Annotated in this window: 23 protein-coding genes; 14 read left to right on the top strand and 9 right to left on the bottom strand. The window is 55.2% G+C overall.

The genetic code is table 11. The annotated features are described in order from the left end of the window. Window positions 1–236: 236 nt before the first annotated feature. On the bottom strand, window positions 237–2240 hold the full coding sequence (gene rep, locus CODIS_RS03370) for a DNA helicase Rep (RefSeq protein WP_069121316.1): 2004 nt from the start codon (window positions 2238–2240) through the stop codon (window positions 237–239). 157 nt (window positions 2241–2397) lie between these two features. On the opposite strand from rep, the gene CODIS_RS03365 reads away from it, so the two are divergent. The 4 genes from CODIS_RS03365 (at window position 2398) to CODIS_RS03350 (ending at window position 5489) form a co-directional block, all read left to right on the top strand. Next, window positions 2398–3114: an LOG family protein gene (locus CODIS_RS03365; protein WP_417903649.1), complete on the top strand. Its 717-nt coding sequence runs from the start codon at window positions 2398–2400 to the stop codon at window positions 3112–3114. Between the two features lie 90 nt (window positions 3115–3204). Then, the gene (locus tag CODIS_RS03360; RefSeq protein ID WP_069121315.1) at window positions 3205–3552 is read left to right on the top strand and encodes a DUF2782 domain-containing protein; all 348 of its coding nucleotides are present in this window, start codon (window positions 3205–3207) and stop codon (window positions 3550–3552) included. A 16-nt stretch (window positions 3553–3568) separates the two neighbouring features. Then, the gene (locus tag CODIS_RS03355) at window positions 3569–4117 is read left to right on the top strand and encodes a TRAP transporter small permease subunit (RefSeq protein ID WP_069121314.1); all 549 of its coding nucleotides are present in this window, start codon (window positions 3569–3571) and stop codon (window positions 4115–4117) included. After that, complete coding sequence (locus CODIS_RS03350) at window positions 4110–5489, top strand: TRAP transporter large permease (protein WP_069121313.1); 1380 nt, start codon at window positions 4110–4112, stop codon at window positions 5487–5489. Before CODIS_RS03355 ends, CODIS_RS03350 begins: the two co-directional genes overlap by 8 nt. Window positions 5490–5616: 127 nt before the next feature. On the opposite strand, the gene lysM is transcribed toward CODIS_RS03350, so the two are convergent. From lysM to CODIS_RS03325, 5 genes are all read right to left on the bottom strand, one after another. Then, window positions 5617–6048, bottom strand: coding sequence for a peptidoglycan-binding protein LysM (gene lysM / locus CODIS_RS03345; protein WP_069121312.1), 432 nt, complete (start codon window positions 6046–6048; stop codon window positions 5617–5619). Between the two features lie 75 nt (window positions 6049–6123). After that, window positions 6124–6327: a dodecin family protein gene (locus CODIS_RS03340; protein ID WP_069121311.1), complete on the bottom strand. Its 204-nt coding sequence runs from the start codon at window positions 6325–6327 to the stop codon at window positions 6124–6126. A 332-nt stretch (window positions 6328–6659) separates the two neighbouring features. After that, window positions 6660–7268 carry an XTP/dITP diphosphatase gene (locus CODIS_RS03335; RefSeq protein ID WP_069121310.1) on the bottom strand — a complete coding sequence of 203 codons (609 nt, stop codon included), beginning with the start codon at window positions 7266–7268 and terminating at the stop codon, window positions 6660–6662. 96 nt (window positions 7269–7364) lie between these two features. After that, complete coding sequence (gene rph, locus CODIS_RS03330; RefSeq protein WP_069121309.1) at window positions 7365–8081, bottom strand: ribonuclease PH; 717 nt, start codon at window positions 8079–8081, stop codon at window positions 7365–7367. A gap of 270 nt (window positions 8082–8351) precedes the next feature. Beyond that, window positions 8352–9839, bottom strand: a complete 1488-nt coding sequence (locus CODIS_RS03325; protein ID WP_069121482.1) for a helicase HerA-like domain-containing protein — start codon at window positions 9837–9839, stop codon at window positions 8352–8354. Between the two features lie 276 nt (window positions 9840–10115). On the opposite strand from CODIS_RS03325, the gene ypfJ reads away from it, so the two are divergent. Further along, complete coding sequence (gene ypfJ / locus CODIS_RS03320) at window positions 10116–11039, top strand: KPN_02809 family neutral zinc metallopeptidase (RefSeq protein ID WP_069121308.1); 924 nt, start codon at window positions 10116–10118, stop codon at window positions 11037–11039. 111 nt (window positions 11040–11150) lie between these two features. Continuing rightward, the gene (locus tag CODIS_RS03315) at window positions 11151–11435 is read left to right on the top strand and encodes a GlsB/YeaQ/YmgE family stress response membrane protein (RefSeq protein ID WP_069121307.1); all 285 of its coding nucleotides are present in this window, start codon (window positions 11151–11153) and stop codon (window positions 11433–11435) included. A 27-nt stretch (window positions 11436–11462) separates the two neighbouring features. On the opposite strand, the gene CODIS_RS03310 is transcribed toward CODIS_RS03315, so the two are convergent. Both CODIS_RS03310 and CODIS_RS03305 read right to left on the bottom strand, forming a co-directional pair. Further along, window positions 11463–12350, bottom strand: coding sequence for a PP2C family protein-serine/threonine phosphatase (locus tag CODIS_RS03310; protein WP_069121306.1), 888 nt, complete (start codon window positions 12348–12350; stop codon window positions 11463–11465). Then, window positions 12347–13273, bottom strand: coding sequence for a serine/threonine protein kinase (locus CODIS_RS03305; RefSeq protein WP_069121305.1), 927 nt, complete (start codon window positions 13271–13273; stop codon window positions 12347–12349). Before CODIS_RS03305 ends, CODIS_RS03310 begins: the two co-directional genes overlap by 4 nt. A gap of 352 nt (window positions 13274–13625) precedes the next feature. Between CODIS_RS03305 and CODIS_RS03300 the strand changes: the two genes are divergently transcribed. From CODIS_RS03300 to lnt, 8 genes are all read left to right on the top strand, one after another. Next, the gene (locus CODIS_RS03300; protein WP_069121304.1) at window positions 13626–14492 is read left to right on the top strand and encodes a YicC/YloC family endoribonuclease; all 867 of its coding nucleotides are present in this window, start codon (window positions 13626–13628) and stop codon (window positions 14490–14492) included. 41 nt (window positions 14493–14533) lie between these two features. Then, window positions 14534–15166 carry a guanylate kinase gene (gmk, locus tag CODIS_RS03295; RefSeq protein ID WP_417903647.1) on the top strand — a complete coding sequence of 211 codons (633 nt, stop codon included), beginning with the start codon at window positions 14534–14536 and terminating at the stop codon, window positions 15164–15166. Window positions 15167–15437: 271 nt separating this feature from the next. Beyond that, on the top strand, window positions 15438–15743 hold the full coding sequence (locus tag CODIS_RS03290; RefSeq protein ID WP_069121303.1) for a hypothetical protein: 306 nt from the start codon (window positions 15438–15440) through the stop codon (window positions 15741–15743). Window positions 15744–15765: 22 nt separating this feature from the next. Then, a complete protein-coding gene (locus CODIS_RS03285; RefSeq protein ID WP_069121302.1) occupies window positions 15766–17283 on the top strand; it encodes a hypothetical protein in 1518 nt (505 codons plus the stop codon). A 245-nt stretch (window positions 17284–17528) separates the two neighbouring features. Continuing rightward, window positions 17529–18881 carry a tRNA (N6-isopentenyl adenosine(37)-C2)-methylthiotransferase MiaB gene (gene miaB / locus CODIS_RS03280; RefSeq protein WP_069121301.1) on the top strand — a complete coding sequence of 451 codons (1353 nt, stop codon included), beginning with the start codon at window positions 17529–17531 and terminating at the stop codon, window positions 18879–18881. Window positions 18882–18890: 9 nt separating this feature from the next. Beyond that, entirely contained in the window at window positions 18891–19865 is a 975-nt protein-coding gene (locus CODIS_RS03275) for a PhoH family protein (protein WP_069121300.1), read from the top strand. Next, window positions 19843–20334, top strand: coding sequence for an rRNA maturation RNase YbeY (ybeY, locus tag CODIS_RS03270; protein WP_305782082.1), 492 nt, complete (start codon window positions 19843–19845; stop codon window positions 20332–20334). Before CODIS_RS03275 ends, ybeY begins: the two co-directional genes overlap by 23 nt. A 62-nt stretch (window positions 20335–20396) precedes the next feature. After that, window positions 20397–21932 (top strand): apolipoprotein N-acyltransferase, encoded by a 1536-nt coding sequence (gene lnt / locus CODIS_RS03265; protein ID WP_154722996.1) that lies wholly within the window; start codon window positions 20397–20399, stop codon window positions 21930–21932. Here the strand turns inward: lnt and CODIS_RS20830 are convergent. Beyond that, window positions 21894–22151, bottom strand: coding sequence for a hypothetical protein (locus tag CODIS_RS20830; RefSeq protein WP_154722995.1), 258 nt, complete (start codon window positions 22149–22151; stop codon window positions 21894–21896). The two genes, lnt and CODIS_RS20830, sit on opposite strands and share 39 nt — an antisense overlap. Between the last annotated feature and the right edge of the window lie 43 nt (window positions 22152–22194).

The following is a 22194-nucleotide window of genomic DNA, read 5'->3' as shown; positions in this document are numbered from 1 at the left end:
CCGTTCAATCAGGGGTATGCATTCCCACACAGGAGCCTGGGAACAATGTAATGAGCGTGAATGTTCTTTACATGTAGGGTGCGGCTCGCCGCACCTTCAACCGTCTAAATATGCCTGTGCCATCGTGAGAATTGTGTGATGGTGCGGCAAGCCGCACCCTACGCGGCTGCGTGGCAATATAATATCATTTGCGTTTATTCGCGGGCGCTTATCAAAAAATGGCCTCATACAGTCGGTTATGAGAGCAGGGATTTCAGATTCGCCAGGTGGGCCGATCCCCGTTGCTGCTTCTCCTCCTGGCTGAGCTGGCTGTTGCGACCCTCCCAGCTGAGGTCCTCTTCGGGTAGTTCCTGCAGGAAGCGGCTCGGCTCGCAGGGGACCATCTCGCCGAAACGCTTGCGTTTGGCGGCATAAGTGAGGGTCAGGCTGCGTCGTGCGCGTGTGATGCCCACATAGGCCAGGCGGCGCTCCTCCTCGATGTTATCTTCCTCGATACTGCTGCGATGAGGCAGCAGCTCCTCTTCCATACCGACCAGGAAGACGTGGGGAAACTCAAGTCCCTTGGCGGCATGCAGGGTCATCAGGTGGACCTGGTCCTGCTGCTCCTCCTCATTCTGCCGCTCCAGCAGGTCCATCAGGGTCAGATGATTGACCATCTCCTCCAGGCTTTTCTCCTGCAGATCGCCGTTGTAGAGGGCCTTGATCCACTCCAACAGATCGTGGACGTTTTCCATGCGCCTGTCCGCCACGCTGTCGCTGCTGGCGTTGGCCCTGATCCAATCTTCGTAATCGATCTCCCGCACCAGGCCGCGGACTGCCTCCACCGGGTTGTTCTCGGCCTCCCTCGCGCGGGCCTCTATCAGCCGGTTAAATTGTTGTAAGCGATCATAAGTGCGCTGATTCAACACCCTCTGCAGTCCCAACTCGCGGCAGGCCGGTAGCAGGCCTGTTTCCCTTTGGCGGGCATAGGCGCTGAGTTTTTCAAGAGTGTTGGGACCTATCTCCCGACGTGGCGTGTTGATGATCCGCAGAAAAGCGCTGTCGTCGTCGGGATTTGCCAGCAGTCTGAGGTAGGCCATGACATCCTTCACCTCGGTACGTGCGAAGAACGAGGTGCCGCCGCTGAGAAAATAGGGAAGATTATGACTGCGCAGCGCCTGTTCGAACTGCCTCGCCTGATGATTGCCGCGATAGAGGATCGCGAAATCGTTGTTGGCGGCCTTTGCCGTGAATTTCAGATGGATGATCTCCGAGACTACCTTCTCAGCCTCATGCGCATCGTTGCGGCATTCGAGCACACGTAATTCCGGGCCCGGGCCGAGATCGCTCCAGAGCCGCTTGTCGAACAGATGTGGATTGTTGCTGATCAGGTGGTTTGCCGAACGCAGGATACGTCCGCTGGAGCGGTAGTTCTGCTCAAGTTTTATCAATTTCAATTGCCTGAAATCGGACTGCAGCTTTGCCATGTTTTCAGGGCGGGCGCCACGCCAGGCATAGATAGACTGGTCATCGTCACCGACAACGGTGAACGCGGCACGCACACCGACCAGTAGCCTGACCAGTTCATACTGGGCCTGGTTGGTGTCCTGATACTCGTCGACCAACAGATAACGGATCCGGTTCTGCCAGGTTTCGAGGGCATCCGGATGTTGTCGAAATAGGCTCACGGGCAGCAGGATCAGGTCATCGAAATCGACGGCATTGAAGGCCTTCAGGTTTCGCTGATAGGCGGCATAGAGATGCGCCTTCCCGGCCTGTAAATCGTCCTCTGCGCCGCTCAAGGCCTGTTCCGGGGTTATCAGATCGTTTTTCCAGCTCGATATGGCCCACTGGATTGTATTGAGTTCAGACTCATCTCCCAGGTTCCCTTTACGCAACAGTTCTTTGAGCAGGGTGTCGCTGTCCTGTTGGTCGAAGATGGAGAAGCCGGCCTTGTAATCCAGTCGCTTCAACTCCCGCCGTATGATATTGAGGCCCAGGGTGTGAAAGGTGGAGATGGCCGGGCCGGCGCCGTTTTCGAGGCCTATCATGCCAGCCACGCGCTGCTTCATCTCCCTTGCTGCCTTGTTCGTGAACGTGACCGCCGTGATAGATCTCGGATCGATTGCGCAACGTTTTATCAGATGGGCGATCTTGGCGGTGATCACCCGTGTCTTGCCGCTGCCCGCTCCGGCGAGCACCAACAGTGGGCCATCGATATAGTTGACCGCCGCTTGTTGACGCGGATTGAGATCGGACATGGGTTGCAGTCTTGTAGGTAGTCCAGGTTAGAGGGATTGATATCGGAAGACGGAAGGTTACGCAGTGACGGGGTCCATTTCAACAGGGTGGCTTGCTTGCTATGATGCGCATTTCATGTCGCTGTATAAAACGAGAACGAGTGAACACCTGATGGCGATGACAAGAGACCGGCGCCGCACCCCCAGGGGAGGCAATGAACGTCAGCTGACCCGAGAGTCCTGGCGGGTATTCCAGATTATGGCGGAGTTCGTCGAAGGCTTTGAGCAGCTGGCTCAGATCAGTCCTTCGGTCAGTTTTTTCGGCTCCGCACGCACCCCGCGTGATCATCACCATTATGCCCTGGCGGAAGAGATCGCACGGCTGTTGTCCGACAGTGGATTCTCTGTGGTCAGTGGTGGCGGCCCCGGGATCATGGAAGCGGCGAATAAGGGGGCGTTCGAGGGGAAATCCACCAGCATCGGCCTGAATATCCAACTCCCCATGGAGCAGGCCGGAAACCCCTATCAGGATATTGCTCTCAACTTCCGCCATTTTTTCGCCCGCAAGGTGATGTTTGTGAAACATGCATCGGCCTATGTAGTACTCCCGGGCGGTTTCGGCACACTGGATGAGATGGCGGAGATACTGACGCTGGTTCAGACCGGCAAGACCCGTAAGATTCCGATCATCCTGGTTGACGGGGCGTTCTGGCAGGGATTGCTCGATTGGTTCCGCGATACCCTGTGTACGGCGGGCACCATCAGCCCCGAGGATCTCGATCTGGTGCAGGTCTGCAATCAACCTAAAGAGGTGGTGGATGCGATTTTCGCCCATTACGAGACACGCCGTTTTGAACCCTCGCCCGCGGAGCAGGAGATTCTGCTCGAACTCTAACCTCGGTGGCTGATAGACTCTGCATAGAGGGTCTCCGGTGTTACCGGGAATAGCCGGCTAGAAGTTGATGCACCTCCCAGGAGGGAGAAGATGTCTAATCATAGTTATGCGATCATTCCAGCGATGCTCAGTCTGGTGCTGAGTTCCGCTGGATTAACAGCAGCGGAGGAGCAGGGCGTACCTGAACCTCCAGAGGTGCCCCTGCCGGAACTGGTCGTCGACGGTGAGGTGATCGAACCCGAAGTGACGATTATCAAGCGGGAGGAGGGGACTATCTATGAGTACCGGATCAATGGCCAGCTCTATATGGTAAAGGTCCAGCCTGACGCCGGCCCACCCTACTATATGGTCGATCGGGATGGTGACGGCGAGTTCGATTCCCGTTCCACCGACCCCACCAACATTTCTGTACCGCAATGGATATTGATGCGCTGGTAACGGTTCGAAACACTTCATGAAAGGCGTTATATCGCTACTCGAACGGATTGCCTCGCTCTTCGAACTCATCAATGAATGGCTGGGACGGGCCGTATCCTGGCTGAGCCTGTTCATGGTGTTGGTCACCTTTGCCGTTGTGGTGTTGCGTTACGTCTTCGACCTGGGCTGGATCTGGCTGCAGGAATCGGTCACGTTCATGCATGGGGCGCTGTTTCTGGTAGGTGCCGCCTATACCCTGAAACATGAAGGTCATGTCCGGGTCGATATCTTCTTCCAGCGTTTCTCACCGCAGAGACAGGCATGGGTCGATATGCTCGGCAGCCTCTTGCTATTGATGCCGGTGTGTCTGTTTATCTTTCTGATCAGTTGGGACTATGTGGTTCAGTCCTGGTCGCTACGGGAGGGTTCCAGAGAGGCCGGGGGGCTGGATGGGGTCTATCTATTCAAGAGCCTGATTCTGATGATGGCGGGTTTGTTGCTGATTCAAGGAATCAGTACGGTCATCCGCAGTCTTTCACGCCTGATGGGGCGGGTTGACGAGGTGGAGACGGGAAGCGATGGCTGAGTATCTGCCGTTGATACTGTTTCTGGTGGTCTGTCTGGTGTTGCTGCTGGGCTATCCGGTTGCCTTTTCCCTCGGTGGCACCGCATTGGCATTCGCCTGGTTCGGCAGCCTGAACGGCTATTTCGACGATGCCTTCCTGCAGGCCCTGCCCAATCGCCTGTACGGCATCATGACCAACGAAACATTAATCGCGGTGCCGCTGTTCGTTTTCATGGGGGTCATGCTCGAGCGTTCCCGGGTGGCGGAAAATCTGCTCGATACCATGGCCGCCCTGTTCGGTCCGCTGCGGGGTGGGCTCGGCATATCGGTAACCCTGGTTGGCATGTTGCTGGCGGCAAGTACCGGCATCGTCGGTGCTACGGTGGTTACGATGGGTTTACTGTCGCTGCCGACCATGCTGAGACGCAACTACCATCCGGCGATTTCAAGTGGCGTTATCTGTGCCGCCGGTACCCTCGGCCAGATCATTCCGCCTTCCATTATTTTGGTCTTGCTGGGCGATGTGCTCTCCGCCGCTTACCAGCAGGCACAGCTGAACATGGGGATCTTTTCCCCGGATACGGTCTCGGTTGGCGATCTGTTCGTTGGTGCGATGATCCCGGGCCTGCTGTTGGTGATGCTCTACCTTATCTACCTGGTCATCGTCGCCTTCGTCAAACCGGATTCGGTGCCCGCCATTCCCCGCGCTGAGCGGGAACAGGAGCAGCAACTCCTGATGCGGGTGGTCAAGGTGCTGATGCCGCCCCTGCTACTGATCGTCGCTGTGCTCGGTTCCATACTCGGCGGCCTGGCCACACCCACCGAGGCGGCTTCCGTCGGTGCCATAGGGGCCATATTACTGGCGATCGGCCAGCGCCAGTTTACTCTGAAGACCCTGAAGGATGTGATGAGCGGCACCACCAAGGTCACCAGCATGGTGTTCATGATTTTCATCGGCGCCTCTCTCTTTTCTCTGGTTTTTCGTGGATTCGGCGGTGATGAACTGGTGACTGAACTGCTGACCGATCTGCCGGGCGGTGTTATCGGTGCCATGGTGGTCGTCATGCTGGTGATGTTCCTGCTCGGTTTCATCCTCGACTTCATCGAAATCACCTTCGTTGTGGTACCGATCGTCGGTCCGATCCTCCTCTCCATGGGGCTCGATCCGGTCTGGTTGGGTGTGATGATCGCCTTGAATCTGCAAACCTCATTTCTGACCCCGCCATTCGGCTTCGCACTCTTCTATCTTCGTGGTGTCGCCCCGAGGGAGGTGACCACAGGCGCCATCTACCGCGGCGTGGCGCCGTTCATAGTGATTCAGTTGGTTATGCTGGGTCTGTTGGCCTACTGGCCGCAACTGGCAACCTGGCTGCCGGCTATTGTTTATGGCTAGGGCCGATTGGGATGCGTGTGAACGGGCCCAAAAAAGATTGGGATCAGGGGTGTTGGTCTGAATCGGCGATCCCCGGCAGGCCGGGGATTCAACCAATTAGTTGATACCGCTTGATCGACGCCTTGAATCAATCCAGCGGTATACGGATCTTCTGGCCGGGGTAGATCAGGTTGGGATCTTTGATGACCTCGCGATTTGCTTCGAAGATTTTCGGGTAATCGGACGCCTTGCCAAGAAAGCGTTTGGCGATTGCTGAAAGCGTATCGCCGCTCTCAATCGTATAGTACTCTACCTTGGCCTGTTGTTGTGGTGCGGTGACAGCATCGGCGGTGACTTCACTGACACCCTGAACATTGCCAGCGATCAGGACCGTCTTTTCCAGGGCCTCGGCACTATCAGCGTTGCCTGACAATACCACCTTGCCATCATCAAAACTGACATCCAGGTCCTTGATGCCCGGGTTGTCCGCTTCGATCTGCTGCTTTATCTTTTCAGCAGGATCGTCATCCTTGCCAAACAGTTTTTTCCCCAAATTTGCGGCGAAATCAAACAGCCCCATTGTCTACTCTCCTATCGTATGTTGACTAAATTCATTTCGGTGAATTCCTCCCTGGAATTCCGACCGGATAGCGGGTCAGTCTTTCAATACGAAAGTGACCTTCAATGTGACACGGTACTCAGTGACCTTGCCGTTACTGACGGATACCTGTTGATCCTTGACCCAGGCCCCTTTGATGTTTTTCAGTGTCTTGTTGGCTCGTTTGATGCCTTTGGTAACGGCATCATCAAAACCCTTATTGGATGAAGCGATGATTTCAGTAACTTTTGCGACTGACATGTGATATCTCCTTTATGGGGTTTATTATGTGATCTGTGATTCGGCAACCTGTCGGTACGGTGGTCAATAATCTGATGCAAGCTGGACAGATCGATGTGCCGACAATTCAAGCTTAGGCAACCTCAAGATGCTATATCACGTCCTCTTTGTTGGGTTGTAGCGATCGCAGAATTCTTTATTTTTTCGCACGCTGCGAAATCCTGGTCCGCGTTTTCCCGCAGAGGCGGCAGACCAGCCTGTAGCATAGGATAGTGGGGCACTTCCCAACAGGAAAAGCCAGGAAAAGACACAAAAATTTTCAAACAATCGGCAGCGTATATGCGCCGCAGCGGTTAGCCGCTCAATGCGTGCAGCAGTTTTTTAAGCGCCTGTCCCCGGTGGCTCAGGCTGTTTTTCACTTCCGGTTCGAGTTCTGCAGAACTGCAGTCATGGCTGGGGACATAAAAGATCGGATCATAACCAAATCCGTTTTCTCCCCGCGGTTGGTGCAGTATACGCCCTTCCCATGTGCCCTGGCAGATGATCGGCGTCGGATCCTCGGCGTGTCGCATATAGACCAGCAGGCATTGGAATCTGGCGCTGCGCTGCGCCTCGGGTATCTCTTTGAGATGATCAAGCAGCTTCTGCAGATTTGCCTCGTCTGTCGAGTCGGGGCCGGCGAAACGGGCGGAATAGATGCCGGGGGCGCCATTCAGGGCATCCACTTCGATACCCGAGTCATCGGCTATTGCAGGCAACCCGCTCAGGCTTGCCGCATGACGTGCCTTTTTGATGGCGTTCTCAACAAAGCTGAGTCCATCTTCGATCGCATCCGGAATATTAAACTCCTTTTGTGCGACGACCGTGATCTGCTCACTGGCAAGCAGTTGGTTGATTTCGCGAACCTTGCCTGCATTGTTGCTGGCCAGAACAATTTTTTCGCCTGTGTGTTGTCCACTCATTCCTGTCTACCTGTTCCCATAGTTGGAGTAATATCCTTAAAATACGGCTATCCCTTTTTAAACATTGGTTTCCGTAAGCTTGTATTCTGATCCTGTTCAGTCGTTGAGAACCTGTTTCTGAATCTGGATTATCTGCGCTATGCCTTGCTGGGCCAGGTCCAGCATGGCATTCAACTCATCACGGCTGTAGGCCGCACCCTCAGCTGTGCCTTGGACCTCGATGAAACCACCCTGGTCATTCATCACCACATTCATATCAGTCTCGGCATTCGAGTCCTCGGCATAGTCAAGGTCGAGCACCGGTTCGCCATTGTAGACACCTACTGAAACGGAGGCGACCATGTTCAGCATCGGATCATCATCCAGCAGTCCGAGACTGCGTGTGTGATTGATGGCATCGACCAGCGCGACACAAGCACCGGTAATGGACGCGGTTCGGGTCCCGCCATCGGCCTGGATTACATCACAATCAAGGGTAATGGTTCTTTCGCCCAATCGTTTGAGGTCCACTGCGGCACGCAGCGAGCGGCCGATCAGACGCTGTATCTCCAGGGTGCGTCCCCCCTGCTTTCCGCGGGCCGCCTCTCGTCCCATGCGATCGGTGGTTGAGCGGGGCAGCATGCCGTATTCAGCGGTAATCCAGCCTTGGCCAGCACCCTTGAGAAACCGCGGTATCTGTTCTTCGACGCTGGCGGTGCAGATTACCTGGGTGTCACCGAAGCTGACCAAGACCGATCCCTCGGCATGCTTTGTATATTGACGCGCAATGGTGATCGGTCGCAGTTCGTCAGCTTGGCGTGCGGATGGTCTCATCAGAGAATCGACTCCATTGTTACTATCGTGTTCCGGCCTGACTCGATCAAACCGCAGTGAATATCGGGGGCGACATTATGGGTGAAAGCGGCAGTGTTGTCAGCCTTTCAGAAAAATTGTCACAATTCAGCGTGTGCCACTACCAGCGATGGGTGCGGCTTGCCGCACCATAACCCTGCATCAGCGTGGCACTGGTATATCTGGAGGATTAGTGGTGCGGCAAGCCGCACCCTACATTTTTCGCTAGATCATTAATAGTGATGGTGATGCTCAGCCGCGGCCACCGATGATTGATCCCAGGATGCCACGAACGATCTGTCGTCCCAACTTCGATCCAATGGCGCGCGCCACCGACTTGGCGAAGGCCTCGCCGACGCTCTGCCGCCGGGAACCACCGCTACTTCTGCCGGCCTTTTTCCGAGCCTTCTCTTCGGCTTCTCTCTTCGTCTGCTCTTCCCGTCGCTTGATCAACTCCTGTTCTCGTTTCTTCAACATCTCATAGGCTGATTCCCTGTCGATCTCCGCACTATAGGTGGTGCTGAAGGGCGAACGCTTGATGATCTTTTCACGCTCAGTCTGATCGATCGGTCCGAATTGAGAGCGGGGAGGGGACATCAGTGTCCGTTCCACGACACTGGGTACGCCTTTTTTGTCCAGGGTGGAGATCAGGGCTTCGCCTACCCCCAGATTGCTGATCACTTCCACGGTGTCGAAGGCCGGGTTTTCACGGAAGGTTTCAGCGGCAGCCTTGACGGCCTTTTTGTCCCGTGGGGTAAAGGCCCGCAAGGCGTGCTGTATGCGATTACCCAATTGACCTATCACCTCATCCGGCACGTCGTTGGGGTATTGGGTTATAAAGAATACCCCCACACCTTTGGATCGTATCAGCCTGACAACCTGGGTGATTTTTTCCAGCAGTGCCTTGGGCGCACTGCTGAACAGCAGATGCGCTTCATCGAAAAAGAAGACCAACTTAGGCAGATCGGCGTCACCCCTTTCCGGCAGCTCCTCCATCAGTTCGGAGAGAAGCCATAACAGGAAGGTGGCATAGATGCGCGGTGAGTGGTACAGGGTGGTGGCATCGAGAATGCTGACCACGCCCCTGCCCGAAAAATCAGTCTGCATAAGGTGCTCAATCTGAATCGCGGGTTCGCCGAAAAAGACCTCGCCGCCGGCCTCTTCCAGTACCAGTAACCTGCGCAGAATGGCAGTAACACTCTGCTTGGAGACACGGCCGTATTCCCGTTCAAGTGTCTTGCTGTTGTCCGCAACCCAATTCAGCATCGATCTCAGATCTTTCAGGTCAAGCAGCAACAACCCCTCGTCGTCTGCCAGGCTGAAAGCGATCTGCAACACACCCTCCTGGGTCTCATTCAACTCCAGCAGGTTCGCCAGCAGGGTCGGTCCCATCTCGGAAACCGTGGTGCGCACTGAGTGTCCCTGTTTCCCGTAGACGTCCCAGAAGAGTACCGGGCAGGGCTCGAATTGATGACCCTCGATTTTGATATATTCCAATCTCTCCGTGATTTTGGGGTGTGTTTTGCCGCTACCCGCGAGGCCCGACAGATCACCCTTGACGTCAGCGGTAAATACCGGCACACCCAGGCGTGAAAAGGACTCCGCCAGTACCTGCAGGGTGACTGTCTTGCCGGTGCCGGTGGCTCCCGTGATAAGGCCGTGTCGATTCGCCATACCTGCATTCAGCAGGATCTGCTGAGTGCCATTGCCGCCAAGCAGGATCTTGTTGTCTGTCATCATCATTCTTCCCGGGTCGCGAGTTGACAAATATTTAACATTCTCGACTGTTATGCATCACTTTTTCGGTTAGACTCAGCCAACGATAGGTCATAAGTCCATATCCCGGCCACACTATTTAACATGCCTGTCGGGATTTGGCGAATCGACGAGTCTGTAATGTTCACGGAGAATGTTTTCGTCAGGGATTGTACCGAACTGATCCCTGGGTTGAGGCCTTGGTAGTTTGGGGCTGGCTCTGGGGCGAACGGGTCCTACTCACGATTGGGGAGTTGACAGATGCGTTGGAGAGGTCAGCGAAAAAGCGACAATATCGAGGATCGCAGAGGTATGCGTGCACCATCCCCGATGGGCGGGTTTGGCGGCGGCGGTGGCGGTCTGCTCAATCTGCTGCCCGCGGTGTTCAAGCTGCTCGGATTCAAGGGTGGTATGGTCGCGGTTCTTGCGATTGGCGCTTATGCCTTGATGAGTGGCAATCTTGGATCCATCCTGGGAGGGGGTGGCGGACAGGAGAATCTCTCCACCCATGAGGCTGGTCCGGTCAAACAAAGCGTGGAAGAGAAGAATCTGGTCGATTTCGTCTCGGTGGTATTGGCCGATACCGAGGATACCTGGCATAAGCTGTTCAGACAGTTGGGCAGCAAGTATGAGGAACCGAATCTGGTTCTGTTTCGGGGTGCCACCAAGACAGCCTGCGGCTTCGGTCAGGCGGCAATGGGGCCGTTCTACTGCCCCGGTGATCACAAGGTCTACATCGATCTCTCTTTCTACAGTGATTTGAAAAATCGCTTCAAGGCGCCCGGTGACTTCGCCCAGGCCTATGTGATCGCCCACGAAGTCGGGCATCATGTGCAGACCCTGCTGGGGATTTCGCAAAAGGTACAAAAGGCAAAACGATCACTGAGCGAGGTGGAGGGGAACAAGCTCTCTGTCCGCCAGGAGCTGCAGGCAGACTGTTTTGCGGGTATCTGGGCCTATAACGCTGACCGTTCACGCCAACTACTGGAATCGGGGGATATCGAGGAGGGATTGAATGCGGCGAGCGCTATCGGTGACGATCGCCTGCAGAAACAGTCGCAGGGCTATGTCAGCCCGGACTCTTTCACCCATGGTAGTTCTGCGCAGCGTGTCAAATGGTTCAAGATCGGTTTTCAGGGTGGTGATTTAAAACAGTGTGATACCTTTTCCGCGAAATCACTGTAGTTAAATCTGATGCGGTATCTCATGTGCAACCATTGGGGGGTGTTGTCAGCCAAACAAGGTTATACATGAAGGAACCCACGACGAGAATAAGATGATAGGAGAGAATTAGTTATGGGTATAATTTCCTGGATAGTGCTTGGGCTGATCGCAGGTGCGTTGGCTAAGTGGTTGATGCCCGGTAAGGATGGAGGCGGTCTGATAATAACCACATTGTTGGGGATAGCTGGCGCTATGGTGGGCGGTTATATCGGTTCGTTCATCGGACTGGGCAGTACCGCCGGATTGAGTATCCCCACTATTCTTACCGCCACCGCGGGTGCGTTTCTTATACTTTTCGCTTACCGGCTGGTCAAACAGACCGATAAGGGGAACGACACTGGCGGTGCTCCCGACTAGGGCCTGTTGACACTCATCCAATCGGCCCTATTCAATATCGATATCGTCGACAAATTTGCGCAGGTCTTTGATGGCCTTCGTCACATCGACCTGCTCTGCAGGGGTGCTGAGCAGATCCCTTTTCTTACGTGAAATGGCCATGCTGAAATCGGCGGGTGCCAGCTTGGCTTCCTTCTCCCGCCATTTCAAAGCGACCACTGTGACGTTGTCGCTCTCAGGGTGGCTGGTGGCTGCTGCGTTGTTGGCCAGTTGGGCGATTTTTTTCACCAACGATGCCTGATCTTTATACAGGGTATCGACCATCGGGCGCTCTGCCAGCGGTCCCCAAAAGCCATCGCTGCAGAGCAATACCACGTCACCTTCCTTGAGTTCATGCGGTCCGCTGAGTTCCGCGACCGGTCGGTTGCTGGTGCCGCCCAGGCAGCGGGTTACATAGTTGCGGAATTTATGCGTGTGTACCTGTGCCGCAGAGATGAGCCCCTGTTGGCGCAGATGTTCCACATAAGAGTGATCGTCGGTACGGAGATGGATTACCCCATTGCGCATGATATAGAGACGGCTGTCACCGATATGCGCCCAATAGGCGCAATCCTCCTGAACCAGGCACAATACCCCCGTGGTGCGGGGTTCTATCTGTGGTTCCTGCTTGCTGCCGAATTCGAGGATTTCCCGATGGCTCATCTCCATCAGTCCGGAGAGGAAAAAGCGTGGATTGGCAATGGGTTTGCGGCTGGTGAGGAATGCCTTGCGTGCATTGTCCATTAATATCTGCGCAGCCATCTCTCCCTTAGGGTGGCCACCCATGCCATCCGCCAGGGCCAGCAGGATGGCATCAGGCGCCTCCATGATCAGGTAACGATCCTGATTCATGGTACGGTCTCCCAACAGGGTATATTGCGCCGTTTCGTATTTCACGAAATCGCCCTCTCCTCACCGATCAGGTTCGAAATGGCGCTTTCACTATCGAGCTTATCGACCTGCAGTGCCTGCAGCAGTTCGCCGGCATCCTGGGGCCGCTTCTCATACTCGATCTCCATTGCCCAGTCGATCGCCTCCAACATGCTTGCCGGATAACGGCGACGGTAGATCCTGGCTGCGGGTTTCAATTTCTCCTTGGCATGGCGTTCGATGGCGGATGGCGGTGCTTTGCCGTCGAGGCAGGCGCGCATACTGGCGCCGATGGCATACACGTCGCTCCAGGGTCCGACATTGCCCGACTGGTAATATTGCTCGACCGGAGAGAAACCTGTCGTGACCACGCGTCCTGTCCGACTCCCCTCATTTTGCACCTCATGCACCGCGCCAAAATCGAGTAGCAGCGGATTACCGCCGGTACGAAGGTGGATGTTGCTCGGCTTGATGTCCAGATGCAGCAGGTTGCGCGAGTGGATCAGGTTGAGGGCATCGAGTATCGGCGGGAACACGGTCATCAGGAAGCGCGTGCTGAGACTGCCGCTACGCTTTTTGATGTAGCTGGCAAGGTTCTTGCCGCGCTCATGATCCATCACCAGATAGCCGGTGTTGTTGGCAAGAAAGAAACCTCTTACCTGCACGATATTGGGATGACGCAGCGAGGCCAGGACCTTGGCTTCCTGATAGAAGAGTCGCAGGCTGCGATTGAAATTATCGGCTTGTTTGTCATCCAGGGGGATCACCTTGCCGTTGCCCCCTCTCTTCGCCAGCTTTTTGGGCAAGAACTCCTTGATGATGACCTCATCCTGAGTATCTTCGTCTTCGGCCAGATAGATCAGGCTGAAGCCACCGCTCGCCACCACCTTCATGATCACGTAGCAATCGATTTCAGTACCTTCCGTCAGACTGTCTCGGAGCTTATCCATGCAGTCCCCGTTGAAAATGTTTAGCTGTCAAAGATAGGATGAGCATCACACTGATTATAAGGACATATTTCAGAAATACTTCGGTAGATTGAGAATTTTGATCCAGAGACCGGTAAAAAAGTGATTTTCTTCAAAAAAAACGGTTGATATGACGACACTGAGGATATACTGCCACGCTGACTCGGCCCCTCATACCCAAGCATAGCGGCTTGGATCACGGATTCTGTAGGCGTGGCAATGTCAGCTGCCTCATTGTCAGGTATCATGCCACAGGCCATGAAATAATGTGAGCCATTGGGATGGTGATTGCATACCCTCCCCAAACTCATCAGGAGATCTCAGGCAGGACTATATGATCAGTAGTATGACAGCCTTCGCACGGGAGGAATATCGGGGTGACCTGGGTATCCTCAGCTGGGAAATCCGCTCAGTGAATCATCGCTATCTCGAGATGTTTTTACGCTTACCCGAGGAGTTGAGGGTGCTTGAACCGATGATACGGGAGCACATCAATGCCAGGCTCGGGCGGGGCAAGCTTGATGTCAGCCTGAAATTCAAACCGGGCGGGGTGGCGGAAGCGGGCTTGAGTGTCAACCAACGCATGGTCCATCAGCTCGTGAATGCGGAACGGCAAATAGCCGATTTAACCGATCTGAATGAGAGTCTTCGCAGTGGGGACCTGCTGCGCTGGCCTGGTGTGCTTGAAGAGAATGAACAGGATTTGACCCCGGTTAAACAGCAGGCAATGGCGTTGTTGGAGACCACCATCGACAGCCTGATCGATAATCGCCTGCGGGAAGGGGATCGCCTTGGTGAGATTATCCGGCAGCGCTGCGGTAGCCTGAAGTTGCAGGTTGAGCAAGTGCGCGACCTGATGCCGGAAGTGCTGGATGGTTTTCGAAACCGGATAAGTGAACGCCTTTCAGAGGTATTGGATGAGATGGATGAGACCCGCTTGGAGCAGGAGATGGTGATTCTGGCGCAACGCCTCGATGTGGATGAAGAGATGGATCGCCTTGAAACTCACCTCGATGAAGTGGAACGGGTGTTGGCGGCGGATGAACCCATCGGGCGAAGACTCGACTTTCTGATGCAGGAACTCAACCGTGAGGCCAATACGCTGACATCCAAGTCGACCAGCGTCGATGTGACCCGCGCCGCGGTGGAGATGAAGGTGTTGATCGAACAGATGCGTGAGCAGATCCAGAATATTGAATAAACCCGACATTGAGATACCAATAAAGATCGGATGAAAACCATATGGGAACAGCATCGATGACGGCTCAGGGTACTCTGTATATCCTTTCCGCACCCTCTGGAGCGGGTAAGACTAGCCTACTGAAGGCCTTATACAAAAAGGATAAAGCAATAAGAATTTCCGTTTCTCATACCACGCGCCCGATGCGTCCAGGTGAGGAGGACGGAGTAGATTACTATTTTATTGATCAGGAGAGCTTTCTGGTCAAGGTGAAACGGGGCGATTTCCTCGAGCATGCGGAGGTCTTTGGCAATTACTATGGCACGGATGAGACCTCTGTCCGCAGTCAGCTTGAGGCCGGCGAGGATATCGTCCTGGAGATTGACTGGCAAGGGGCAGAGCAGGTGCGCCGGCGATTTCCCGATGCAGTCTCGATATTCATTCTTCCACCCAGCCCGGGGGTGCTCTACGAGCGATTGAGCAACCGTGGCCAGGATAGCCATGAGGTGATCCAAGGGCGCATGCGTGAGGCAATTAGCGAGATGTCCCACTACGCCGAGTTTGACTACCTAATCTTCAACGACAATTTTGAACTTGCGCTGAGTGAGCTGTGGTCGATTGTGATCGCACATCGATTAAAACTTTCCCGTCAGGCAGCGGTACACGCAGAAACTATATCTCTATTGCTGCTGTAGTGTGGCTGTTGCCGAGGAAAAGAAGGGTTGTTAAATCAAAGTTCCTTGCACCTTAGTTATTTTTTATCTAGATAGGGGCGCTCATATTATTGTCTTATATATGGTAGGACCCTATCTCAAATTCAAGTTATCTACCCACATCTCAGGTAGTAGTCCACCTACCTAACTGTTTTTGATTCTCCACGCAATACTTAAATTCGAGAGAGTTTAACTGTCTTGGCTCTGCAATTTATGGGCTAAGGATCTGCGAACTGATTATGGAGGATTAGCTATGATTGCTCTAAAACATCTGGGTGCAGCATCTGCGGCACTCATACTATATGCTGGCTTGTCGTTTGCGACAAGCATTACAGAGAGCGACTCCACTCAACCGCGGGGATCTGAACCCGGCTTCAATGCCAACGGCCAAGTGTTGGATCCGATTATAGATGATTTCAGAAACCCAGCCCGTTTTCCAGGCATCTTTCACGACGACTGGGCGGGCAGCATCATGGCCCATGCCACCAGAGACCCCTCATTCTATGCTGCGCTCAACGTGGCCAACCGGGACTACATCAATCTGCTGGAAAAATGTTAGCCAGGGGGGCGATACTCCTCCATTGACCGACTTGGGCCTCTCCACCGCCCTGGACCTCTTGGACAAGACTGAAGAGGAGCAGGCCGTTGTGGGTGATTTCTGCCTTCGCTGCCACTCGCCTGTGGGTTGGTTGGAGGGTTTTTCCGAGCCGCCGAATGCCGCGGAGCCCCATCTGCGTGGCGACTTCTGGGGCGCGAGCCTGCAGGAGTTTTCACCCACCAGCGCCGAGGCCCCGGACCCGCTGCACAACAAGGACTCGGAAGGACATATGGATGGCATCACCTGCGATTTCTGTCATCGCGTGATCGACAACCAGAAAGATGCCGGCGGCATCAAGGCGGCAGGTAACGGTGGCGTGTTTGTGACACCGTATGAGTTTTTTACTGCCAATCCGGAGTGGGAGGGTGACATGCAGCCGGGTGGTCCGCGGGTCATGGATCCCTTCCAGAGAGAGAGTGAACTCTGCGGTACCTGCCATGAGGTGACCAATCCCTTTCTGATGACCCTGACCGATCCCGACGGCGATGGTACACCGGTCAATGTTCCCCATCCCATCGAACGCACCTATACCGAGTGGTACAACAGTGCTTTTCCAGATAAGGCAGGGGGTCGTTGCCAGGATTGTCATCGTCCGATGCGCTTCCCCGGCGCCCAGACCTGGATGCTCACTCATCTCGAACGGCTATGGGGTCCCATCGATCAGACCTGGACCGATCTCGGATATGACGTCACTTCCTCGCGGCAGGCCGCGCTGGATGCCCGGGTGTTGGATAACCTCGATTTCGTTGACGGTGCCACTGCCAGGATCAGTGTGGTCAACCAACCTGAGAGTCTTCGCCCTGGTGATACGGGCAGCGTCAAGTTCAGAATCACCAACCTGACCGGACATAAGCTACCCACCGGTTACGGTGAAGGGCGTCAGATGTGGCTGCATGTCAGGATCTGGACCAAGAGTGGCACTATCCTCGAGGATGGTGCTGTCGATCCGGCCAGCGGCGAGGTGCTGGTAGCCGATCACGATGATATCTTTGAGATGCACGCTCTGGCCGAAGGCTATGGAGATCTGCTTGACGAGGATAGCGACGGCCTGGTCACCGAGCACGAAAAGGAGTTCCACTTCGTCCTCCTGAACAAGGTTGTGAAAGACAACCGGATACCACCGGAGGGATACGACAAGGCGGCCTACATGGCGCAGGGCGCGTTCATTATACCGGCGGACGAGTACGCTGACGGTCAGAATTGGGCCGACCGGGAATACACCTTCACCGTGCCGGCCAATGCCAGGGGCAATATCAAGCTGGAGGCGAAGCTGATGTACAAGACCTTCAGTAATCACTATGAGGATTTCCTGGCGGAAAAGGATAGCGAACCGACAGTCAGTCATGGCGGTCACGCCCGGGATCTCCCTGCCGCCGGTTCTATGACCTCCAATCCACAGCACTGGGGAGAGGCCTTGAAGGAGATCTATGAAGTCTCGGGTAATGGACCCGCTGTGCAGTTCGCGAGAAAAAAGACCGAGATTGAACTCAACCGCGAATAAATTCCTCCCCAAGTGCAGTTATCCTCTACGCCCTGGTTAACCAGGGCGTTTTTTTGTAATTTTAAAAAAATATTTAAAGAGGAACAGAATTGGCGAGGGTATCCGATTGCTTTCCCATTGACCTGTGTTGGATGCCTGATCTCTAGTGACTTTGTGGTTTCGGTAGTGCTTTTCCCATGTTGGCGTTGAGCTGAAGGTAGGCGAACAGCTAAAATGGGCGCTTGTCTCCCTGACGCACGAACATAATGACCAGAAAACTCTATATCAAAACCTTTGGCTGCCAGATGAACGAATACGACTCTTCTCGCATGGCGGACGGGCTGCGTGTGGCCGAGGGGCTGGAATTGACAGAGGAGCCTGAGGCAGCTGACGTGTTGCTGCTCAACACCTGCTCGATTCGCGAAAAGGCGCAGGAGAAGGTCTTCTCCCAGCTCGGCCGTTGGCGCCCCTGGAAGGAGAAAAATCCGCAACTGATCATCGGAGTCGGCGGCTGTGTGGCGAGCCAGGAGGGAGAGGCGATCCGCGAGAGGGCGCCCTATGTGGATCTGGTATTCGGGCCCCAGACCCTGCACCGGCTGCCGCAGATGATCCGTCAGGCCCGTGCCCAACAGGCCCCGGTTGTGGACGTCACCTTCCCCGAGATCGAGAAGTTCGACCGGCTTCCGGAGCCCAGCGCCGACGGGCCCACCGCCTATGTTTCGGTGATGGAGGGGTGTTCAAAATATTGCACCTATTGCGTGGTCCCCTTTACCCGCGGCGAAGAGATCAGCCGACCCTTCGACGACGTCATCGCCGAGGTGGCGGGACTGGCGGCCCAGGGAGTACGCGAGATCAATCTGCTGGGGCAGAATGTCAATGCCTACCGGGGCGAAATGACGGACGGCGACGAGGCCGACCTGGCTTTGTTGATCGAATACGCGGCGGCGGTGAAGGGGATTGAACGGATTCGCTTCACCACCTCTCACCCGGTGGATTTCTCGGACTCGCTGATCGAAGTCTACGGCCAGGTACCGGAGCTGGTCAGCTTCCTCCACCTGCCGGTGCAGTCGGGTTCAGATCGTGTGCTGGCGATGATGAAACGGGGCCACATGGCCATCGAATACAAGGCCAAGATACGCCGTTTGCGGGAGGTTCGGCCCGATATCACCATCTCATCCGATTTTATCGTCGGCTTCCCCGGCGAGACCGAGGAGGACTTCGAGGCAACCCTGCGACTGATCGAAGAGGTTGGCTTTGACCACTCCTACAGCTTCATCTTCAGTCGCCGCCCCGGTACCCCGGCAGCCGACCTGCCGGACGATGTTCCGTTGGCGGTCAAACAGCAGCGGCTGGAGCGTTTACAGCAGCTGATCAATAGCCAGGCTCAGCGTATCAGTCGCCGGATGGTCGGCACTGTACAGCGCATTCTGGTGGAACGGCCGGCGAAGAAGAACCCGGCTCAACTGGCGGGACGCACGGAGAACAACCGGGTGGTGAATTTCGATGGCCCCATTGAATTGATCGGTCGATTTGTCGAGGTGCGGATTACCGAAGCGCTACCGAATTCCTTAAGGGGCGAGTGGTTGCAGCCCGCCAACGATAGAGCGGCAAACGCCTAGGACTGACGCTTGGCTGAACATCCCGAATCCCTGGATCTGCTCCTCGAACCCGCCGACAATGAAAGGCTGGCCAACCTGTGCGGTCAGCTTGATGAACATCTGCGCCATATAGAGGGCCGTCTGGGCATCGAGATCAACAATCGGGGAAATCGCTTCCGCCTGATCGGCGAGCGCCCTTCGATTCAGGCGGGCGAACGGGTGATATTGGATCTCTACCGCGCCACGACGAGCGAAATACTCGATTCGCAACGGGTCCACCTCTATCTGCAGGAGGCGGGTGTGGATGAGCTGTTGGAGCAGAAGTCCACCAACGATCTGCCTGAGACTGTCATCAAGACAAGGCGCGGATTGGTTCGGCCGCGCGGGGCGAATCAGAAAGAGTACCTGCACAAGGTACTGACCCATGATATCAATTTCGGTGTCGGACCAGCGGGTACCGGCAAGACCTACCTCGCCGTCGCCAGTGCGGTGGACGCGCTGGAACGTGATCAGGTTCGACGTATCCTGTTGGTCAGGCCCGCCGTGGAGGCGGGAGAGCGACTCGGCTTCCTGCCCGGTGATCTGGCGCAGAAGATAGATCCCTATCTGAGACCACTCTACGATGCCCTCTACGAGATGCTCGGTTTCGAAAAAGTGGCGAAGCTGGTGGAACGCAATGTCATAGAGATCGCCCCCCTCGCCTATATGCGAGGCCGTACCTTGAATGAGTCGTTCGTTATTCTGGACGAGGCGCAGAACACCACGCCGGAACAGATGAAGATGTTTCTTACCCGAATCGGTTTTGGTTCAACCGCGGTGATCACGGGTGATGTGACACAGATCGATCTGCCCCGTGGTCAACAGTCCGGGCTGCGCCAGGTCACGGAAGTGCTGGCCCATGTGGAGGGGATCAGTTTTACCTTTTTCAATGCCAGGGACGTGGTGAGGCATCCGGTGGTACAACGGGTTGTTCGTGCTTACGATGAGTTTGACCGCAAGGGTTGATCCGATGGACAAGCTGATGGTGGAGATACAACAGGTCGCGGCGGCATCCGTTGACCTGCCCACGGAGGATGAGTTCAGGCGGTGGGTGGAGGCGACGTTGCCACAGGATCACGATCCCGTGGAAATGGTGATTCGCCTGGTTGATGAAGAAGAGAGCCGCCGACTCAACCGCGATTTCAGGGGGCAGGATAAATCCACCAATGTACTCTCTTTTCCGTTTGAGGCCCCCGCCGAAGTATCTCTGCCGTTGCTGGGAGATCTGGTGATCTGTGTTCAGGTCGTGGCGCGGGAAGCGGTAGAACAGGGAAAGGATCCACACGCTCACTGGGCTCACATGGTGGTTCACGGGGTATTGCATCTGCTGGGGTATGACCACCAGGACGCTGCTGAAGCTGAGCGGATGGAGCATCTGGAGCGTGACATCCTGCACAGCCTGCACTTCACTGATCCCTACAAAGATGAGGTGTGATGTCAGTGAATCTTGAGTTTGCCACGCCTGTTTCCAAACCGGCATAACATACGGATCTGATTTTGCCGATAAGCTTAAAGCAAACCCTGCCGGTTTTCCTGCGTTATCCAACTCTTCTGGCCCTGGCGGCAGGAGGTATCACGACGCTGGCATATGCACCGTTCAATGTCTGGATTATGGCGCTGGCCGGGCCTGCCGTGCTTTTCGTGCTGTGGCTGGAGCGACCACATCTCTGTGTCAGGACAGGCTTTATGTATGGACTGGGCCTGATGGGCAGTGGTGTATCATGGCTGCACGTCAGTATCGCCCAGTTTGGGGATCTCGGCTGGCTTTTCCCCCTTGTTGTGACCTTTGTATTCGTTGTCCTGATGGCGCTCTATTATGCCTGCCTGGGTTGGCTGGCGGGGCGCTTCCGGACTACCCGGAGCCAATCGCTGATACTGCTCTATCCCGCTCTTTGGGTGTTGCTGGAGTGGCTGCGGGGTTGGTTTCTGACCGGCTTTCCCTGGTTGCAGATTGGCTATTCGCAAATCGATTCCCAGCTGGCGGGATATGGACCGCTGCTGGGTGTGTTGGGGATCAGCTGGATGGTGCTTGTTACAACGGGCCTGTTGCTCTCCCTGACAACCCCCACGCGTTATCGGATCGGTTATTTGAGCGCGGCGGTGTTGATCTGGGTGGCGGGCTGGATGGGGACAAGGATCGACTGGAGTCAGCCGATAGGGGCGCCGATCAGGGTTGCCCTGGTCCAGGGGAATATACCGCAAGCGGAAAAATGGCTGCCTGAACAGTTGCTGCCCAGCTTGGTGTTGTACGCCAAAAAGACCAAGGAGAACCTTGATCGTGATCTTATCGTCTGGCCCGAGACGGCGGTCTCGGCGTTTCAGTTTCAGGTGGATGACGCCTTTATCCGGCCCCTTGAAAACACGGTTAAAAGACACCAGACGCACCTGGTATTCGGAGTCGTGCAGATGGATCAGGAGCGGAAGCATTATTTCAATGCCATGGTGGCCCTGGGTAACGAGGAGCGCGATCACTACTATAAACGCCATCTGGTGCCCTTCACCGAGTATCTGCCATTGAAGGGCATACTCTGGCCGCTGGTCGATCTGTTCACCATTCCGATGTCGGATTTCAGCACGAAGGAGGAAGCCAAGCCGATCATGCGTGTCGGTGATTATCTCGCGGGACTTTCGATCTGTTATGAAGACGCCTTCGGCAGTGAGATGATCGAGGCCCTGCCGGAAGCGGCATTTCTGATCAATGCCAGCAATGATGCCTGGTTCGGCAAGTCACTGGCTCCCTATCAGCATCTGCAGATCGCGAGGATGCGGGCGTTGGAGACTGGACGCTATCTGCTGCGCTCCACCAATACAGGAATCTCAGCCATTATCGGACCGGGCGGTGACATCCTGGTGGCGTCACCGCTGTTGGAGGTCGATGTGTTAAAGGGGGAGATTCTGCCCCTGGAGGGTGTAACACCCTATGCAAAATACGGAAATCTTTCCGTACTTGCTCTGATACTGCTCACGATTATCGCGGGATTTCCCTGCCGATATTCAATGCTCGGGGATCATTGCGGCAGGTCTCGGGAGTGAAAGCGCGTCCAGCTCATCAAGCCGCTGTTGATACTCCAGCTCCTCATAACGTATCAATTCATACAGCTGATGGATCACCATCTCTTCCGTACTCCACTCAGAGGAGGCTACCGGACGTGTCGACGTGGATGTATCGCAGCCGATCAGGCAAAACAGTAGAATAAGATGTACTCCAACAGTATGGTGGATTATCGTTGGATGGCTGTTTCGATTGTGCATGGTTGTGTTTAAGGATGGTTTCAGGACTAAGTATAGGTCCTGA

This window comes from Candidatus Thiodiazotropha endolucinida (assembly GCF_001715975.1).
Lineage (GTDB): Bacteria > Pseudomonadota > Gammaproteobacteria > Chromatiales > Chromatiaceae > Thiodiazotropha > Thiodiazotropha endolucinida.
This window is presented reverse-complemented; position numbering and strand designations above follow the sequence as displayed.

Bases quoted from the DNA above. Each gene is read 5' to 3' on its own strand.
- rep (WP_069121316.1), bottom strand. From the start codon at position 2,240: ATGTCCGATCTCAATCCGCGTCAACAAGCGGCGGTCAACTATATCGAT.
- CODIS_RS03365 (WP_417903649.1), top strand. From the start codon at position 2,398: ATGACAAGAGACCGGCGCCGCACCCCCAGGGGAGGCAATGAACGTCAG.
- CODIS_RS03360 (WP_069121315.1), top strand. From the start codon at position 3,205: ATGTCTAATCATAGTTATGCGATCATTCCAGCGATGCTCAGTCTGGTG.
- CODIS_RS03355 (WP_069121314.1), top strand. From the start codon at position 3,569: ATGAAAGGCGTTATATCGCTACTCGAACGGATTGCCTCGCTCTTCGAA.
- CODIS_RS03350 (WP_069121313.1), top strand. From the start codon at position 4,110: ATGGCTGAGTATCTGCCGTTGATACTGTTTCTGGTGGTCTGTCTGGTG.
- lysM (WP_069121312.1), bottom strand. From the start codon at position 6,048: ATGGGGCTGTTTGATTTCGCCGCAAATTTGGGGAAAAAACTGTTTGGC.
- CODIS_RS03340 (WP_069121311.1), bottom strand. From the start codon at position 6,327: ATGTCAGTCGCAAAAGTTACTGAAATCATCGCTTCATCCAATAAGGGT.
- CODIS_RS03335 (WP_069121310.1), bottom strand. From the start codon at position 7,268: ATGAGTGGACAACACACAGGCGAAAAAATTGTTCTGGCCAGCAACAAT.
- rph (WP_069121309.1), bottom strand. From the start codon at position 8,081: ATGAGACCATCCGCACGCCAAGCTGACGAACTGCGACCGATCACCATT.
- CODIS_RS03325 (WP_069121482.1), bottom strand. From the start codon at position 9,839: ATGATGACAGACAACAAGATCCTGCTTGGCGGCAATGGCACTCAGCAG.
- ypfJ (WP_069121308.1), top strand. From the start codon at position 10,116: ATGCGTTGGAGAGGTCAGCGAAAAAGCGACAATATCGAGGATCGCAGA.
- CODIS_RS03315 (WP_069121307.1), top strand. From the start codon at position 11,151: ATGGGTATAATTTCCTGGATAGTGCTTGGGCTGATCGCAGGTGCGTTG.
- CODIS_RS03305 (WP_069121305.1), bottom strand. From the start codon at position 13,273: ATGGATAAGCTCCGAGACAGTCTGACGGAAGGTACTGAAATCGATTGC.
- CODIS_RS03300 (WP_069121304.1), top strand. From the start codon at position 13,626: ATGATCAGTAGTATGACAGCCTTCGCACGGGAGGAATATCGGGGTGAC.
- gmk (WP_417903647.1), top strand. From the start codon at position 14,534: ATGGGAACAGCATCGATGACGGCTCAGGGTACTCTGTATATCCTTTCC.
- CODIS_RS03290 (WP_069121303.1), top strand. From the start codon at position 15,438: ATGATTGCTCTAAAACATCTGGGTGCAGCATCTGCGGCACTCATACTA.
- miaB (WP_069121301.1), top strand. From the start codon at position 17,529: ATGACCAGAAAACTCTATATCAAAACCTTTGGCTGCCAGATGAACGAA.
- ybeY (WP_305782082.1), top strand. From the start codon at position 19,843: ATGAGTTTGACCGCAAGGGTTGATCCGATGGACAAGCTGATGGTGGAG.
- CODIS_RS20830 (WP_154722995.1), bottom strand. From the start codon at position 22,151: ATGCACAATCGAAACAGCCATCCAACGATAATCCACCATACTGTTGGA.